This window comes from Paraburkholderia caffeinilytica (assembly GCF_003368325.1).
GTDB lineage: Bacteria > Pseudomonadota > Gammaproteobacteria > Burkholderiales > Burkholderiaceae > Paraburkholderia > Paraburkholderia caffeinilytica.
The window spans coordinates 3,701,963-3,718,160 of the sequence record NZ_CP031467.1; the positions used below are offsets into that span (position 1 = coordinate 3,701,963).

Annotated in this window: 15 protein-coding genes; 11 read left to right on the forward strand and 4 right to left on the reverse strand. The window is 59.7% G+C overall.

The features are described from left to right. Positions 1 to 426: 426 nt before the first annotated feature. Entirely contained in the window at positions 427 to 1,647 is a 1,221-nt protein-coding gene (locus DSC91_RS32780; protein WP_115782659.1) for an MFS transporter, read from the reverse strand. Positions 1,648 to 2,174: 527 nt separating this feature from the next. Here DSC91_RS32780 and DSC91_RS32785 point away from each other — a divergent pair. Both DSC91_RS32785 and DSC91_RS32790 read left to right on the forward strand, forming a co-directional pair. Then, complete coding sequence (locus DSC91_RS32785; RefSeq protein WP_115783590.1) at positions 2,175 to 3,527, forward strand: chloride channel protein; 1,353 nt, start codon at positions 2,175 to 2,177, stop codon at positions 3,525 to 3,527. Positions 3,528 to 3,848: 321 nt separating this feature from the next. After that, positions 3,849 to 4,121, forward strand: coding sequence for a hypothetical protein (locus DSC91_RS32790; protein ID WP_373291813.1), 273 nt, complete (start codon positions 3,849 to 3,851; stop codon positions 4,119 to 4,121). 307 nt (positions 4,122 to 4,428) lie between these two features. Here the strand turns inward: DSC91_RS32790 and DSC91_RS32795 are convergent, their stop codons facing one another. Continuing rightward, positions 4,429 to 4,758, reverse strand: a complete 330-nt coding sequence (locus DSC91_RS32795; protein ID WP_373291820.1) for a DUF4148 domain-containing protein — start codon at positions 4,756 to 4,758, stop codon at positions 4,429 to 4,431. A gap of 396 nt (positions 4,759 to 5,154) precedes the next feature. Further along, positions 5,155 to 5,694 (reverse strand): cytochrome b, encoded by a 540-nt coding sequence (locus DSC91_RS32800; protein ID WP_115782661.1) that lies wholly within the window; start codon positions 5,692 to 5,694, stop codon positions 5,155 to 5,157. 324 nt (positions 5,695 to 6,018) lie between these two features. On the opposite strand from DSC91_RS32800, the gene DSC91_RS32805 reads away from it, so the two are divergent. Beyond that, on the forward strand, positions 6,019 to 6,528 hold the full coding sequence (locus DSC91_RS32805; protein WP_115782662.1) for a DUF1269 domain-containing protein: 510 nt from the start codon (positions 6,019 to 6,021) through the stop codon (positions 6,526 to 6,528). 62 nt (positions 6,529 to 6,590) lie between these two features. Beyond that, positions 6,591 to 6,773 (forward strand): hypothetical protein, encoded by a 183-nt coding sequence (locus tag DSC91_RS32810; RefSeq protein ID WP_115782663.1) that lies wholly within the window; start codon positions 6,591 to 6,593, stop codon positions 6,771 to 6,773. A 64-nt stretch (positions 6,774 to 6,837) separates the two neighbouring features. On the opposite strand, the gene DSC91_RS32815 is transcribed toward DSC91_RS32810, so the two are convergent. Beyond that, the gene (locus DSC91_RS32815; RefSeq protein WP_115782664.1) at positions 6,838 to 7,296 is read right to left on the reverse strand and encodes a MarR family winged helix-turn-helix transcriptional regulator; all 459 of its coding nucleotides are present in this window, start codon (positions 7,294 to 7,296) and stop codon (positions 6,838 to 6,840) included. Between the two features lie 166 nt (positions 7,297 to 7,462). On the opposite strand from DSC91_RS32815, the gene DSC91_RS32820 reads away from it, so the two are divergent. From DSC91_RS32820 to DSC91_RS32850, 7 genes are all read left to right on the forward strand, one after another. Further along, entirely contained in the window at positions 7,463 to 8,434 is a 972-nt protein-coding gene (locus DSC91_RS32820; RefSeq protein ID WP_115782665.1) for an amidohydrolase family protein, read from the forward strand. Next, a complete protein-coding gene (locus DSC91_RS32825) occupies positions 8,394 to 9,926 on the forward strand; it encodes an aldehyde dehydrogenase family protein (protein WP_244218030.1) in 1,533 nt (510 codons plus the stop codon). Before DSC91_RS32820 ends, DSC91_RS32825 begins: the two co-directional genes overlap by 41 nt. A 123-nt stretch (positions 9,927 to 10,049) precedes the next feature. Further along, a complete protein-coding gene (locus tag DSC91_RS32830; RefSeq protein WP_229758111.1) occupies positions 10,050 to 11,423 on the forward strand; it encodes an MFS transporter in 1,374 nt (457 codons plus the stop codon). Positions 11,424 to 11,593: 170 nt separating this feature from the next. Continuing rightward, positions 11,594 to 11,968, forward strand: a complete 375-nt coding sequence (locus DSC91_RS32835; RefSeq protein ID WP_162831490.1) for a BON domain-containing protein — start codon at positions 11,594 to 11,596, stop codon at positions 11,966 to 11,968. A 248-nt stretch (positions 11,969 to 12,216) separates the two neighbouring features. Beyond that, positions 12,217 to 13,866, forward strand: coding sequence for an FAD-dependent monooxygenase (locus DSC91_RS32840; RefSeq protein ID WP_115782668.1), 1,650 nt, complete (start codon positions 12,217 to 12,219; stop codon positions 13,864 to 13,866). Between the two features lie 114 nt (positions 13,867 to 13,980). Next, a complete protein-coding gene (locus DSC91_RS32845; protein ID WP_115782669.1) occupies positions 13,981 to 15,132 on the forward strand; it encodes a porin in 1,152 nt (383 codons plus the stop codon). 110 nt (positions 15,133 to 15,242) lie between these two features. Continuing rightward, positions 15,243 to 15,827, forward strand: a complete 585-nt coding sequence (locus DSC91_RS32850) for a YceI family protein (protein WP_115783593.1) — start codon at positions 15,243 to 15,245, stop codon at positions 15,825 to 15,827. The last annotated feature ends 371 nt before the right edge of the window (positions 15,828 to 16,198 follow it).

Consider the following 16,198-nt stretch of genomic DNA (forward strand, 5'->3'; position numbering starts at 1 on the left):
TGAAACAGCCGTTTTTTTCAGGATAAGTAAGGACGGGGATTGCGATCAAGGGCTCGGTGTGGACTAACTCCTCTAGAAGACCTGACGAAGGTCCGTCTTTCCAATGCGCGCGGGTTCGTCAAACCGCGCGGAAATAAAAAAGGCCGTTCCGATCGAAATCGGAACGGCCTCGTATTGCTTGCTACCTGTGTTTGGCCTTGCGTTTGTTTTCTGGCGCCGGCTGCGCGCGCGCTTTACTGCTTTACCGCTTTGCGTTTGCCTCGCGCCAGTGCTGCCTGTATTGCTCGCTTGTTGCTTGACAGCGGTCCAAGCCGCCTTGGTAGCTATTGTGCACGATAACGCGCCGGCGAAATAGCTGTTTAGTTCGAACGCTTAAAGCTGTGCCGCGATCTCTCGAGGGGACTTCCTTCGGACTGATGGATTTCCCTAGGTGCTTGCCGCGACTTCTTTCGCCGACTGCGTCATGTCGATGCCGCGGCGCTCGCGGCTGAACGGAATCAGCGCGGCGATCACCACCACGACGATACCGATCACGATGGCCATGATCAGCGCGTAGTTGTTGCCATGTGCCTCGGCGGCGCTCGCCTGCAGCGGGCCGTTCACCGACGCGATCAGATTGCCGAGCTGGTACACGAGGCCCGGGAACGTCGCGCGAATTTCATCGGGGGAGATTTCGTTCAGGTGCACCGGAATCACGCCCCACGCACCCTGCACGGAGATCTGCATCAGGAACGCGCCGGCTGCGAGCAGCACAGGCGTGGACGAGAAAGCCCACAGCGGCAACACCGGCAACGCGATCAAGGCGGCGATGAAGATCGCGCGCTTGCGGCCGATCTTCTCCGAGAACCAGCCGAAGAACAGACCGCCGCAAATCGCGCCGATGTTCAGCGTGATCGTGATCCACGACACGGTATGCGCGTCGAACCCATGCTGCACGCGCAGGAAGGTCGGATACAGATCCTGCGAACCGTGCGAGAAGAAGTTGAACGCGGTCATCAGCACGATCGCATAGAGCGACAGCCCGATGTTCTGCTTCAAGGTGGCGACGAGACCCGGATGCTCTCTCTTCTCGAGCGTCTTGAAGGCCGGCGACTCCGGCACATGCGCGCGCACGTACAGCACGAGCAACGCGGGCAGCACGCCGACGAAGAACATGCCGCGCCAGCCGATGTATTGATAGAAGACGCCGAACACGACCGAGGCGAGCAGGTAGCCGCTCGGATAGCCGGCCTGCAGGAGACCCGAGACGATGCCGCGCGACTTGGGCGGCACGGTTTCCATCGTCAGTGCGCCGCCCACACCCCATTCGCCGCCCATCGCGATACCGAACAGCGCGCGCAGCACGAGCAGGGTGGTCAGGTTGGGCGAAAAGCCGGACAGCAATTCCAGCAGCGAGAAGCACGCGATGTTGACCATCAGCGTGGGACGGCGGCCGTACTTGTCGGCGAGCCAGCCGAAAATCAATGCGCCGACTGGACGCATTATCAGAGTCAGCATGATGCCGAAGGCAACCGTCGGGATTTTTGTATTGAATTCCGCCGCGATATCTTTCAGCACGAACACCATTAGAAAGAAATCGAATGCGTCGAGAGTCCAGCCCAGATAGGCGGCGATCGTGACGTTTCTCTGTTCCCGTGTCCAGCTCATTGATGGTTCTCCTGAGTCTCCAATAGCCCGTGTTCGGCAACGGGCGGCTCTGCGGCCCCGCGCGACCCGTGGTGCGGGTTTCGAGCGAGTGTACGCCGAGTGTTAAACGCCTGCATGGTTGAAGCCTCGTTTATCCGTATTAATCCCTGGAGCGAATTTCAGTGCGAATCTCAATGCATGGAGTATGTCGGCCAAATGTAATTGTTGTATTAAGCATGTTTGATTTGTTGTTTGTTATTTGTAATATATTTTTTATCCTTCCGACGGAGCTGATTTGGTCAATCTTATTGACGTGTGTCGAGCGTTTGTCGAGGCCGTACTCGCGGGATTCAGGTTGGCGGCACCGGATGCAGGTGTCGTGGACTCCCGCAATCCGGACGGTCCACCCGAGTGCGATTTCGTTGGGAGGCCGGTGCGTTCAATCTATGCAAGCGACGCATCAGTCGAGTAGAAAAAGCAATTTGATTCATGTTGCGACGCGGAATAAGATGGCCGCCATCAATTCATTCAGCCTCTGTCGACGCACCATGTCAGTCAAATCAATCACTTCAGCGCAACGGCCCCGCGCGCGCAGTCCACTTGCGGCACTCGCCGTCGTCACTTTGCTGACGGGGATCGGCGCCGGTCTCGGCGGCATGCTGCTCGCCTTGCTGCTGCATGGCATTCAGCACCTTGCCTACGGCTACAGCGCGACGCACGTCATCAGTAGCGAGAGTTTTCTGCAAGGTGTCACCGACGCCACGCCTGAGCGGCGTGTGCTCGTTCTGACGATGTGCGGACTGGTGGCCGGGCTCGGCTGGTGGCTGCTGTATCGCTTCGGAAGGCCGCTCGTGAGTATTCGCCAGGCGGTCAAGTCCGACGATCCGCGCATGCCCGTGCCGAGCACCGTTGCGCATGCGTTGCTGCAGATCGTCACGGTGGCGCTCGGTTCGCCGCTCGGGCGCGAAGTCGCGCCGCGCGAGATCGGTTCGGTGCTGGCCGGCTGGCTCTCGCACCGCGCGGGCTTGTCGGTCGAGCAGAGCCGGATCATGGTTGCATGCGGTGCCGGCGCGGGTCTGGCCGCCGTCTACAACGTGCCGCTCGGCGGCGCGGTGTTCGTGCTCGAAGTCCTGTTGGGCACGTTTGGCTGGAAGGCATGGGTGCCGGCGGTGGTGACGTCGGCGGTGGCGGCACGGGTCGCGCAATTCGGCCTGGGCAATGAGCATCAGTATCTGGTGCCGTCGTTGACGGTGAGTACCTCGCTGGTCGTTTGGTCCGCGGTGTGCGGACCGATTTTCGGTGCCGCGGCATGGGGCTTTACGGAGCTGACGAAGCGCGCGCGTGCCGCGGCGCCCAGGGACTGGCGTTTGCCGGTGTTGTCGCTGTTGAACTTCGCGATCATCGGCGTGCTGGCGATGCACTTTCCGCAGTTGCCAGGCAATGGCAAAGGTCCTGCGGGACTGGCGTTCGACGGCAACTTGACGATGACGCTCGCGGCCATGTTGCTGGCGCTGAAGGTGGCGATCACCACGAGTAGTTTGCGTGCGGGCGCCGAAGGCGGCTTGTTGACACCGGGGCTTGCGAATGGCGCGTTGTTGGCGATCGTGCTCGGCGGGACATGGAGCCTGTTCTGGCCCGGCACTTCTTCAGGCGCTTTTGCCGTTGTCGGCGCGACGTCGTTTCTGGCTGCTTCGATGCAGATGCCGATGACAGCCGTGGTGCTCGTTTTTGAATTTACGCGGGTGAGCCAGGACTTTCTGATTCCGGTTCTGCTTGCGGTCGGCGGCGCTGTATTGAGTTTTCAGGTGTGCGTAAAGTGGGCGCTAAAGTGGGCGCCGGCGCTGCAGTTCGGTTCAGGTTTTAGTTGGGGTGGCGCGGGCAAAGCGAGCGGAAACCGGTAGCCGTGACGCTAACACCCGTGACGTTAACGCCTTACTAAAGTTCTGATGATTCTCGTGTTCGCAAGCCATCGCCGTACAGGGATAGTCCCAGCACTCGAAATGCTTTACATCTGGTAAGTATTTTACTATTCTAAATTATACGGATGGAAAGCATAAAAATTGTCATCGATAAGCGGTGAATCGAACAACACCAGGTTCGATTGTTGATGGAACGCCGATCTTTGAACCTTGGCCTGCCGTATGTGAGTTCGGCGAAGTGTTCCCCGGACATTTCACGTACCAGGGGGAAGGGGATGATCTGTCGGTACGGAGGCAAGCCAAATGAGCCCAATTACAGTGATTTCCGCACCGGAGCGTGTGAGATTCGCGCAGCAGTCGCTTCGTTCGGTGGTGGAGAAATGGCTTAGACCGACGCCGGCCGCACCTGCCCGAGTGAGCGACTTCAGTCGACTGGCGATCGGCGGCACGCGCTTCGTGCGCGTCGAGGTGTCGCGGCAGGAGCGGCGGGTTTCCTTCTTGTTCTTCCGGCACATCGACGGTACGTGGAATGTCTTTCCGCCAGCGGCGCCGCGTCCGATGACGAAATTCTATTGAATGGTCCCTGCGCCGGCCACGCGCCTGGATGGCCGTCGTTTGAGCGTGTCTCTACTGTCGCGTTGATGACGCAGTAGCCGATAGAGCGCACCGCTCGCTCGGAAATCGGGCGAATCCTGCATGAGCCTGGTGATGCGATGCCACCCGGCTTGCGCAACCACCTCGCCAACCTGACAGAGCTTTTCGTACTCTTGTCCTTCTGCAAGTTCTTCTCGTCGTGCCATGCCAGGCATGCTGACACGGCACACGAGAAGTTGGCACTGGGCGCGCATAAAACCACTTCTGGCGAAGCACAGTGGCGTGCGGTTCACGAGCCGAAAAAGAGATTGCAGAAACTGACGGGTCCGACACAGGTCGACGGATTCGAGGGATGCGTATCCTGTTTTTTGTGACCGGCATCGCTCATACCCTTCATTTCGGCGCCCATGCCACTGTCGCTTGTTTGTTGCTGGGGCATGGCGGTTTGCTGTTCAGCGTCCTGGGTGGCTACTTTGGCCTCCGCGGCCTGGATATCGGCAGGATAGGTGGCGTCATCGGTAGCCGAAGGGTTGTATCCAGCCTGTTCGAGCCTGATGAGATCGGCACGCACGTCCGCTCGGGTCTTTTCCTGAGCCTGCGCGTTGATCGCAATGCCCATTCCGGAGGCGAGAATCAGGGTGAAAATCATGGTTCGCTTATTCACTTTGGACTCCAATGTAAGTGATTGAGAGTTGCTGCCCGCTTCAATATGAGAGGATCGAGACGCGGCAGTCGTCATGAGCGTGCTCACACTACGGTATACAGGGAGCGGGCGCCGTTTATTCCCAAAGTTGCCAAAGGTTGCAGATGCCGGGGGGCTGGAGGACATGCCGATGGACGGCGATGGGAGGAACGCCAGGAAGGTTCCATGCGAGTCGCGACGGGGTCTCGCCGGCGACCTCACGGTGGTCGAGGAACCCGGCTCATCCGTGAATTCGATGACCCGCCATTGCCTGCGTTGATGCAAATTTCGAAGGTTGCCGGGAGGGGACGCCTCCCGCGGCATTCCTATAGGTCAAATTCCCATGCGTCCAGCAACGCCGTCGCGGTCGATGAACTTGTGTTTCAAGGCGGCGGCGATATGCGCAATCAGCAGGAGCGCAAGCGTCAGCACCAACCCGCGGTGAAGCGTGTCAGTCAGCAAGCGCAAAGGTTCGTCCCGGCCAATGAAGACAGGCATGTTCACCAAACCAAAGAAACTTACCGGATGTGCGCCCGCTAGTCGGTGCACGTAACCCGCAAGCGGCACCAGGAACAGCAGTACGTACAGCGTCCCGTGCAACACGCTTGCGCAATACGCTTGCCACTTCGCGATGCTGGACGGGAGTGTCGGCGGTGTATGCATAACGCGCCACAGCAGGCGTGGTGCCATCAGCATGAAGATCAGGCTGCCGATCGATGCGTGATAGAACAGGATGCCGTTGAAGCGAGGTGAGTTATGCGGGAATGTATCCATGTAGAGTCCGATCGGCAGGTTCAACAGGATCAGGAGCGCAATGGACCAGTGCGTGACGATGGCAAAGCGTGTGTAAGTGTCATTGTTGGCGCGGGACATGAAAGATCTCACTTTTCAGAATAATGTGACGGGCTGAGCCTCGCTTGCCAGATCAATCGGCAATGCAAATTGCGCGGCCGCAAACGGAAAGATCATCTCAAAGCCGGATTTATTCCCGTCGCTCGCGTCAAAGTGGTTGCGCCTGCTCTGAATGCAGCGAGCCTCTGGTCATTGAACCCGAAGCAAACCGCCAATACGCGTGATTTATTCCCGTTCGGCTGCCAACACGCCAGTCCTTCGGGAATAACTTCACTCGAGTTCCGGTATGAACAAGGCACCCTCCCGATGCTTCGGGACTGGTGGACCACGGTTCGGGAGAAGGACATGAGACGTATCTATTTTCTATTGCCGAATGTGCATAGCGCGCACACGATTACTAACGAACTTCTGCTATTGCGGGTCGAGTGGCGACATATCCATGTGATCGCCAATCACACTGTGCCGCTCAAGGATTTGCCAGAAGCCACGCTGGCGCAACGCAGCGATCTGTTGCCTGCTCTCGCGAGAGGGGTGGCAATGGGCGGTCTCACGGGGACGCTGGCTGGACTTGCCGCACTGGCGTTCCCGCCGGCCGGCCTGACGATTGCAGGCGGCGCGGTCGTGGCGATCACGCTATGCGGCGCCGGCTTCGGTGCATGGGCGGCGACGATGATCGGTGTCGATGTACCGAATACGCGGCTCAATCGCTTTGAACAGGCTATAGAAAAAGGCGAACTGCTGATGATGGTCGATGTCGTGAAAGATCGCGTCGAAGAAATCGAGGAAGTGATCAAGCTGCATCACGCCGAGGCCGACATCCAGGGAACGGACCCGACGATTCCGGCGTTTCCGTGACGCCGCGTAGTGTCATCTGGTTCCATCGCAATGGCGCGGTCCGCGATGATGTGAGGACCAATATGAACGACAGAAAGCTCGCCGTCGCGCGGCGCGGTGGTGCCCTTGCCCCAGTGTGCTGTGAAGAGGAGGCCATGCGGGTCGTTGATCCGCTCTGCCAGTTCTTTCTGGTCTGTCTCAATGTGGCCTATACCCTCAGCAAGTTTTCGATGAGCATGCTGATGGTCGGTAGAGAAATGATGTAGCCAGTCTCACGAACGTTTCGAGGCAACGCTGCGACGCGATCGTCAGGCGCCGCTTGCCCGCCCGCTAAGGCAGGTCGTCAAGCGCCCCCGCATTCTCATACAACTTGAGCAGCATGGAGCGAAGCGCCTGAACGTCGTTTGCCGTGAAACCGGAGAGGAGAACCGACTCATGTTGCTTGCCGACGGGAATGATGCGCGAAGCAAGATCCTCCCCCTTCTTTGTCAGGGCAATCCTGATTGATCGGCCATCCGTCGCACTCCTCTCACGCTTGACCAGCTCCTGACTTTCAAGACGATCGATGATCCGCGACAGGGCGGAAATATCCGATGTCGCATGCAGCGACAGTTCCGATACGGTCTGGTGCGGCACGTAAAGCAACGAGAGACAGACTCGCCACTCGCTGAGGTTCAGGTCAAACGGTTTCAGTGCCTTCGCGAACGCGTTTCCCATCCTGCTCACAGCACGTGTCAGCAGGAAGGGAACTGCCTGTTCGAGTTCTTGCTGTCGCTTGAGTGTCTTCATGATCGTCTTGGGCCGAGGGTTTACGTGCGTGTTCGTATTTGATTTTTCAACTATACTCCAACGCAAATATAGTTGAAAAATCATATAAATTTTAACCGGGCGACCTTGGATGGTCAGCCCCCTTCTGACGTAAGCGAGGCTTCACACGTCGAACCGGAGCGGATTGATGAGAAACAAGATTGCACTTGAAGAGCACTTTGCGATAGACCTCACCATCGGGCAGTCGCAAGGTTATGCCCCGCCTCACCTTTGGGACATTCTGAAGTCGAACCTGATGGACATCGAGCAGCAGAGACTCGAACGGATGGAGGCGGGCGGAACAGAGTATTCGATCCTGTCGCTCAACTCGCCGGGCACCCAGGGCATCCCGGACGCCAAACAGGCGATCGATGTCGCGCGGCGGGCCAATGATGTTCTCGCCGAACATGTTTCCCGGCATCCCACTCGCCTGGGCGGGTTCGCCGCGTTGCCGATGCAGGACCCCGAAGCAGCGGCGCGTGAGCTCGAACGAACCGTGAAGGATCTGGGATTTCACGGCTTCATGGTGAATGGCTTTTCCCAGGTGCGCGATGAGGATAATGTCGTCTACTACGACGCCCCGCAGTACACCGATTTCTGGGCGAGCGCAGCGGCGCTCGGCAAGCCTTTCTACATGCATCCCCGCGATCCGTTGCCGTCCCGTGAACCGATCTACGACGGGTTTCCGTGGCTGACCGCTGCGACCTGGGCGTTCGCGGTTGAAACGAGTATTCACGCACTGAGGTTGATGACGTCAGGTTTGTTCGACCGCAATCCCGGGTTGCAGATGATTCTCGGCCATCTGGGTGAAGGCATTCCCTTCAACGTCTGGCGCGTCGACCACATTCTCCAGAAGGCGCCGCGAGGCGTGCCCTGCAAGCGCAGCGTCGGCGAATATCTCAGGGAGAACGTGTACGTCACGACGAGCGGGAATTTCAGAACCCAGACTCTGTTGTCCACGATGCTGGAAATGGGCAGTGACCGGATCATGTATTCGGTCGACTATCCGTTCGAAACGCATGATGAAGCATCCACGTGGTTCGACACGTGCTCGATCAGCGAAACTGACCGTGTGAAGATTGGACGGGAAAACGCACGACGTCTGTTCGGTCTTGAATGATTCGGAAAACAGGAGAAACAGTATGTCAGTGACAGACCTGGCGCCGGCAGATGTGTGGCGCGACAAGATTTACAGCGGCGGCTGGAAAACCGGAAGCGCGGGTACGATCCCGGTGACGGAGAAAGCGACTGGCACGGAGCTGGGCTCGATCGGCTGCGCCTCCGCCGCCGACGTGTCCGCTGCCGCCGCGATCGCCAAAGACGCGCAATCTGCCTGGGCCGCAAGACCCGGTCCTCAGCGTGGGGATATTTTGCGGGAGGTCGTCCGCTTGCTGCAGGTTCATCGCGAGGAGATCGCCCTTCAGATTGTTCGCGAGACCGGGTCGATACGGCAGAAAGGGCAGATGGAAGTGCAGATGGCGATCCGGGAGATTCTCGAGGCTGCTGCGTTGAGCAGCCAGCCATCGGGCATGATTACGGCGAGCGACGTGAAGGGGCGGCATAGCATCGCGCGCAGAATTCCCCTCGGCGTGGTCGGCGTCATCACACCATGGAATTCGCCGTTCATCCTGGCGGCACGTGCCATCGCGCCGGCGCTTGCGACCGGCAACGCGGTGCTGCTCAAGCCCGATCCTCAATCTTCAGTCAGCGGTGGGGTCCTGTATGCGCGGCTGTTCGAGGCTGCGGGGTTGCCCGAGGGCTTATTGCATGTCCTTCCAGGTGGTGCGGAAACGGGCGACGCCCTGGTCCGGGATCCGCTTGTCAACATGATCAGCTTCACGGGATCCACGCGAGTGGGACAGGCGATCGGCGCCGTAGCGGGCGGCCTGCTCAAGCGGGCGAACCTCGAACTCGGCGGCAAGAATCCCTACATCGTGCTGGATGACGTCGATGTCGAGGCCGCGGCGAGCGCCGGGGCATGGGGATCCTATTTGCATCAAGGGCAGGTCTGCATGGCTGTGGGCCGGCATCTTGTTCATGAGCGCGTTGCCGAGGCCTACATTGAAAGCCTCGTGCGGAAAACCGAAGCGCTATTGGTTGGCGATCCCTTCAAGGGCAATGTCCACTTAGGTCCCATCGTCAATGAACGGCAGGCTGCGAACGTCGATCGCATCGTCGCGGACTCGGTAAGCAAGGGGGCAAAGATCCTCGCCGGTGGGACGCGCAACGGGTTGTTTTTCAGACCGACCGTCATGGTAGACGTCGCGCCGGGAATGCCCGTGTTTGAGGAAGAGATATTCGGCCCCGTCGCCGCAGTGACCGTCTTCAGGAACGACGATGAAGCGGTAGCGCTCGCCAATCAGACCCGCTATGGCCTGGTCGCGGCCGTGGCATCTGCCGATCTGCGTCGAGCCCAGCGAATCGCGGATCGGCTGCACGCCGGCATCGTCCACATCAACGACCAGACGATCATGCACGAGGTGTTTGGGCCGATGGGCGGTCTGGGGCTGTCGGGCAATGGACAGAACTACAGCACGTTGACCAATGCGGACCAGTTCACGGAATGGCAGTGGGTAACGAGCCGCGCGGACCTTCCGGCTTACCCGTTCTAGAACGGTGTTGCGCCGGGTTCGCTGAAAACGGGCGAAGATCCGTGGCGCGCGGCGGCCATGTTGTGAAGGCAGAAACGACCCATCAGCGGGTGATTTGATGCTCACACGGAGCGAGGTGAAAGATTGACCCCCGATATTGTGCACCGAGTAGAAGAGACGCCTGCTTCGACCGTCGACATTGCCGCGCTGATCGACAGCCAGCCGCTGAGCACCTTCCAGAAATGGATCATGGTCATGATCGGCGGCTCGGTGGTGATGGACGGGTTCGACGTGCAGATCATGGGGTTTGTCGCACCTGCGATTGTCCGTGCGTGGGGCATCGATCCGGCCGAGCTCGGTCCCATTTTCGGCGCCGGCCTGCTGGGCATGCTCGCGGGCTCCATCGTTTTCGGCGCCATGGCTGACCGGGTGGGGCGCCGGCCGGTGCTCATCGGCGCGACCATTTTCTACGGGCTATGCATGCTCGCCACCACCCTGGTTCAGAGCGTGCCGGAATTTCTTGTCCTTCGTTTCCTGACCGGCTTCGGAATCGGTGGCGTGGTGGGTAACGCGGTCGCGCTGGTCAGCGAATACAGTCCGCGGAAACATCGGGCGTCGCTGATGGCATGGGTCTCGTGCGGTTTCACGGGTGGAGCAATTGCTGGAGGGCTTCTCTGCGCAACCATGCTGCCGTCGATGGGCTGGAGGTCGGTGTTCCTCGTTGGGGGCATATTGCCGCTGATCATTGCCGTCTCGATGGTCAGGTATCTGCCGGAGTCGCTCCAGTTTCTGGTGGCCAGACAGCGCAGCCCGGAAAGGGTCGCTCGGTGGCTTGGGCGAATCGCACCGAACGTCCATGTCGGGCAGGGGACCCGCTTTGCCGTTCATGGGCAGCCCCAGGCGAAGGCCTCGTTTCGCGAGCTGTTTCGCCATGGCCGTAGTACGACTACGCTGTTGCTATGGGGTATCAACTTCGCAAACCTGCTCGATCTGTTTTTCCTGTCCAACTGGCTTCCGATGCTTTCATTGCGAGTCGGTCACGGCGTGTCGACGGCTGTGCTCATCGGTACATCGTTGCAGGTTGGCGGTATGGCGGGTGCGCTATTGCTGGGCCCGCTGATGGATCGCTTCGGCTTCTATCGCGTCCTGGCATTCAGCTTTCTGGTGGCGACGTGTTCGATATCGTCCGTGGGTCTTCCGGATCTATCAACGGGGTTGCGCTATGCCGTTGTGCTGATAAGTGGAATCTGCATTGTGGGTGGGCAACCAGCCATCAATGCGTTGACCGCGACGCACTATCCCACCTCGCTGCGAGCGACCGGAGTCGGATGGAGTCTGGGGATCGGCCGCGCGGGTTCCATCGTCGGTCCTGTCCTGGCGGGACAACTGATCAGGCTCCAATGGTCGAATACCGCGTTGTTTGTCGCGGCTGCGGTGCCTGCACTGGCTTCATGCCTGATGCTTGTTTTTCTTGGCCGTGCCGTGGGGAGAAACCGGTCCGATTGTGTCGAGTGCTAGCGGGTTGGAGGCGATTCATGCGGTATGCAGTCTTTGCCGTTAGCAGTCGACGCTGAAGTCACGATGAAGGGACGTGTACGCCGTAGGAGATGGTCGCACGCGCTGGAAGATAGTCGGCTGCACGAGTCGAACGAACTTAATCCTTGAGACACCATGGTGGGTTTATGAGAATGAAATATAAAACGACGTTGTGTGCGCTGGTGGGATGGCTCTCGACGATTGCGCCTGCTCAGGAACCGGCATCCGGTGCGATCGCGCAAAACGGCGCAGCAGTGACTGGTGACGCGTCGCAGTCCGGCGTTTCGAAGAAAGCGGAGCGCGCCGCAAACCACTTGTTTGCGCGGAACGTGCACCTTGCGTTGAACAGGACGAAGGGCCTCGAAGGTGCGGATATCGCGGTTTTTGCGAATTCGCGAACAGGTGAGGTGATTCTGGGCGGATTTATCGAAAGCCAGGACCAGGAGCGCATTGCAACGGAGGCCGCCGGCAAGGTAGCAGGCGTCAAGTCGGTCACCAGCAAAATTGTTGTGCGGCCAGCGCTTTAGCGGACTTCGGTGTAACTGATCGCAACGTGCCCAGGTTGGTTGCACTTGGTTCATGGTGTCATTTGATTCGTCTTGTTTGTTAGCAATACAAAATAAAAGAAGAATATTAACGAGATATTCCGCGCCATGCTAATTCAAAAAATGAATGCGCGAGGAAAGGAAATTCCTGATAGGCCGAGAGGGAGTCAAGTTGCAACACGGCCCTGAAGCTGCGTTGGTAGGCGCGGAAAGAAAACGGAGATCGGATTTTGGAAACGCAAGTCATCATTGTTGGGGCTGGGCCGGTAGGGCTGACGCTTGCGATCGACCTCGGCAGGCGTGGCATAGCGTGTGTGCTCGTCGAGCAAAAGGCGGAGCCCCAGTTTCTGCCGAAAATGGAGCGTTGCAACGCACGGACAATGGAGATATTTCGGCGGCTGGGACTTGCGGATCGTATCCGGGCCGCCGGCATGCCAGACGACGTCCCCATGGACGTCCAGATCATCCGCTCCATGACGGAGCCGCCGATCCTGCGCCTGCCCTATCCCTCGGTGGCGCAAGCGCGCACACTCACGCGCGAGTGCCGTGACGGTGGCCTGCCACTCGAGCCGTATCAGCTCATCTCCCAGTACACACTGGAGCCACTCCTTCTGGAGGTGGCCGAACAATCGCCGACGGTCACGGTGATGCGCAGCACGACGTTTATGGAATTCACCGGGCAGGACGATGGTGTTTTAGTGATGCTCAATGATGTCGACGGCGTGAGACGAACATTGAAGGGCGCCTATCTCGTGGGCTGCGACGGTGGCGCGAGCCGCGTACGTAAGCAACTGGGCATTCGCCTCGCGGGCGAAGGCGACATTGCACGGCTGAGGCAGGGCCTGTTTTATTGCGAGCAACTCTACGAGCGGCTGCCGATAAGCAACGGGCCGAGCCGGGGGCGGCACTATCTGGTGGTGGGCGGACCGCCTACCTTCATGATCATGCAGGACTCGACGCGGCACTGGACGGTCCACTCCGCCGTCGAGAGCGATGATGAGATGCGGCGGATGTTCGAGCGGATCGTCGACGTTGCGCTGCCCTATGAGATGTTGTATTGCGCGGAATGGCGGCAGAACCTGTTGCTGGCCGAACGCTATGGAGAGGGGCGCGTGTTCCTCGCCGGCGATGCAGTGCATCTCGTGATTCCCACGGGCGGCCTCGGCATGAACACCGGCGTTGGCGACGCCACCGATCTGGCCTGGAAACTGGCTGCCACGCTGCAAGGGTGGGGCGGACCAGGCTTGCTGGCCTCCTACGAAGCCGAACGGCGCCAGATTGGCGAGCGGGTCGTCGGCGCATCGCGCTATGCGTCGCTTGGGTACCGTGCGTGGCTGGCGGAGGTGCGTCCTGAGATCGGAGACGACACACCTGCAGGTTCGGCTGCTCGCGCCCACCTTGTCGAGGTGGCGAACGTGCAGCAGCGCAAGTCGAACGAAATGATCGGCGCGGAGCTGGGCTATCGGTATGTGGATTCGCCCATTATCGACAATGTGCCGGGCGGCCCGCAGCACGATCTGCGTGCCTATGTTCCCACGACCTGGCCGGGCGCGCGGCTTCCCCATATGTGGCTTCGCGATGGAAGCGCCATCCAGGATCGGCTGCGGCCGGACCGCTACACGTTGATCGACGTTGCGGGTGGACACGATGCGGGCCCGCTTCTCACCGCGTTCAAAGTGCTCGGCGCGCCACTCGATGTGCTCGTGGCCCAGGATTGCGCGCTTCGCGCCGTCTATGAGCGCGACCTCGTTCTGGTTCGGCCCGACATGCATGTCGCGTGGCGCGGCGACCGGCTCCCGCAGGCCGCCGATGATCTCGCGGCGAGGGTGGTCGGACATGACAACCTGAATAACGCATTCGGTTCAATCAGCCACCGCTGACCGAACCGGGCTGAATCGAATCGATATTCGGTCGGCCCGTACGCTGCAAGCTCGACGCGCAACGGCACAGGTGTGCTGTCGCCTCGTGATTTCGACAACATTGGAGACGAACAAATGAGTGCACGCTTGAATCGGGCCAGAGGTGATCATTCATGGCGCCGGCTATTTTTGTGGACGTTTTCGTCGCTTGCGGCATGTGCGCCGGGTGTATCGCATGCGCAAAGCTCTGTCACCCTGTATGGGGTCATCGATACGGGCGTGGAGTATGTGACGAACATCGGTTCCCAAAAATCCAGCTCTGTGCACGTGCCGTCTCTCACGGCTTCTCTACCCTCATTGTGGGGCCTGCGCGGCAAGGAGGATCTCGGTGGCGGTCTGAGTGCGGTCTTTGTGCTGGAGTCGGGCTTTGCGCCGGGAACGGGTTCGCTGAATCAGGGCGGGCGTCTTTTTGGCAGGCAGGCCTACGTCGGGCTCTCGGGGCAGTGGGGGAAGCTCACCGTCGGGCGGCAATACTCGCAAATCTTCTGGGCGACATTGACGGGCGACACGCTGGCTCCGAACATCTATGCCGCCGCCGATCTGGATCCCTACCTGACCCAGCCGCGGGCGGATAATTCGATTACCTATACCTTCACGTCAGCGGGGCTGACGGCGGCCGCGTCCTATTCGTTCGGACGCGACGCGGTGGACAGTGCGCCGGCCGGAGGGTGCGCTGGCCAATCGCCGACCGACTGGCGGGCCTGCAAGTCCATATCCGCCATGTTGAAATACGACGCGGGGAGGTGGGGCGCGGCGGCGGCGTTCGATCGCAACTACGGTGGGGGTGGCACGGGTTCAGCGCTGCCACTTAGTTCGCAGACCGATACACGCGCTCTCATCGATGGCTACGTGAAGTTCGGCAACGCAACTTTCGGCGCGGGATTCCAGCACCGGATCAATCACGGAGCGCAGACACCGACCATTTCCGACGCGACCAGCAACTACTGGTGGATCGGTGGATCCTATCTGCCGATTCCAACGATTGGTCTTGACGCGCAATTCGGCCGCATCACGGTCGGCAGTCACGATGCGGGGGGCTCTGTGATCGCGGCACGCGTGATGTACTTCCTGTCCAAGACCACCTCGGTGTATGTCACCGCAGGGCACGTATTCAACGAGCGCAAGGCGAATTTCTCGATTGACGGTGGCGTGATTCCGCCTGCTTCGACGCCATTGCCAGGGGTGGATCAAACCGGTGCGTTGGTGGGGATTCGCCACCTGTTCTAAATAGCACGCGACCGTTCGATGTCGTCGCAGACGAAGTGTTTTTCAGGTTTCATCTTGTCGAAGCCAGGAAACGAGCAGCAAAGCCACTCAGACCAACGAGGAGAATCATGATGAGGAAGCAACTTCTGGCGGCGGCGATCGCCGCTCTGGCAGCAGGCGCATCGTTCAGCGCGGTGTCTGCGGGAACCACGTACCAACTGGACCCGACCCACACGTACCCCAGCTTTGAAGCGGATCACTTTGGCGGCATCTCGATCTGGCGCGGCAAGTTCAAAAAGAGCAGCGGCACGGTGACGATCGATCGCGAGACCAGAACTGGCACGCTGGACGCGACCATCGACATGACCTCGGTGGATACCGGCAACGATGCGATGAATACGGAATTGAAGGGTCCGAAATTCTTCGATGTCAATCAGTTTCCCATCGCTGTCTATAAGGGCACGTCGATGAAGTTCAATGGCGATGTTCCGGTCGAAGTGATCGGCGAGTTGAACCTGCACGGTGTGACGAAGCCGCTGAACCTGAAGGTCGAATCGTTCAGGTGCTTTCAGAACCCGTTGCTCAAGCGCGAAGTGTGCGGCACGGAGTCGACGGCGACTTTTGACCGGTCGGATTTCGGCGTGGACCTGGGCAAGACTTACGGCTTCAGGATGCAAACGGTGCTGCATATCCAGGCTGAAGGTATCAGGCAGTGAGTTGGGCGTGTCATCCCAGGCATGGGAGAACGCGATCGGCGCATGCGGAGCAGCGATAGCGCTGCGACGCCGTGAGACGCCGCAAGGAGAGCCAGCGCAACCCGCCTTCCGGTATATGTCACGTTGTGACGTATAGGGGATTGGGACTTCAACAGACCCGATGGCGCAGTTGTCGGGGAGCCCCGGCGTGTATCGCAACATGACATAGGCTGAATTTGCGTCGGCTCGATCAGTTGCGATGTGCCAATCGCACTTGCCGTTCAACTGCGCAACGAATGCAGGGAAGCCGACATGTCGGTCTTCAACCGCATTCGTCTCTGCTACGACGGTTCGCGAGCAGTGGCCGGATCGGCGCAGAAACTCCGGGCGCG

Coding starts and splice junctions, on each gene's coding strand:
- DSC91_RS32780 (WP_115782659.1), bottom strand. CDS start 1,647: ATGAGCTGGACACGGGAACAGAGAAACGTCACGATCGCCGCCTATCTG.
- DSC91_RS32785 (WP_115783590.1), top strand. CDS start 2,175: ATGTCAGTCAAATCAATCACTTCAGCGCAACGGCCCCGCGCGCGCAGT.
- DSC91_RS32790 (WP_373291813.1), top strand. CDS start 3,849: ATGAGCCCAATTACAGTGATTTCCGCACCGGAGCGTGTGAGATTCGCG.
- DSC91_RS32795 (WP_373291820.1), bottom strand. CDS start 4,758: ATGGGCATTGCGATCAACGCGCAGGCTCAGGAAAAGACCCGAGCGGAC.
- DSC91_RS32800 (WP_115782661.1), bottom strand. CDS start 5,694: ATGTCCCGCGCCAACAATGACACTTACACACGCTTTGCCATCGTCACG.
- DSC91_RS32805 (WP_115782662.1), top strand. CDS start 6,019: ATGAGACGTATCTATTTTCTATTGCCGAATGTGCATAGCGCGCACACG.
- DSC91_RS32810 (WP_115782663.1), top strand. CDS start 6,591: ATGAACGACAGAAAGCTCGCCGTCGCGCGGCGCGGTGGTGCCCTTGCC.
- DSC91_RS32815 (WP_115782664.1), bottom strand. CDS start 7,296: ATGAAGACACTCAAGCGACAGCAAGAACTCGAACAGGCAGTTCCCTTC.
- DSC91_RS32820 (WP_115782665.1), top strand. CDS start 7,463: ATGAGAAACAAGATTGCACTTGAAGAGCACTTTGCGATAGACCTCACC.
- DSC91_RS32835 (WP_162831490.1), top strand. CDS start 11,594: ATGAAATATAAAACGACGTTGTGTGCGCTGGTGGGATGGCTCTCGACG.
- DSC91_RS32845 (WP_115782669.1), top strand. CDS start 13,981: ATGAGTGCACGCTTGAATCGGGCCAGAGGTGATCATTCATGGCGCCGG.
- DSC91_RS32850 (WP_115783593.1), top strand. CDS start 15,243: ATGAGGAAGCAACTTCTGGCGGCGGCGATCGCCGCTCTGGCAGCAGGC.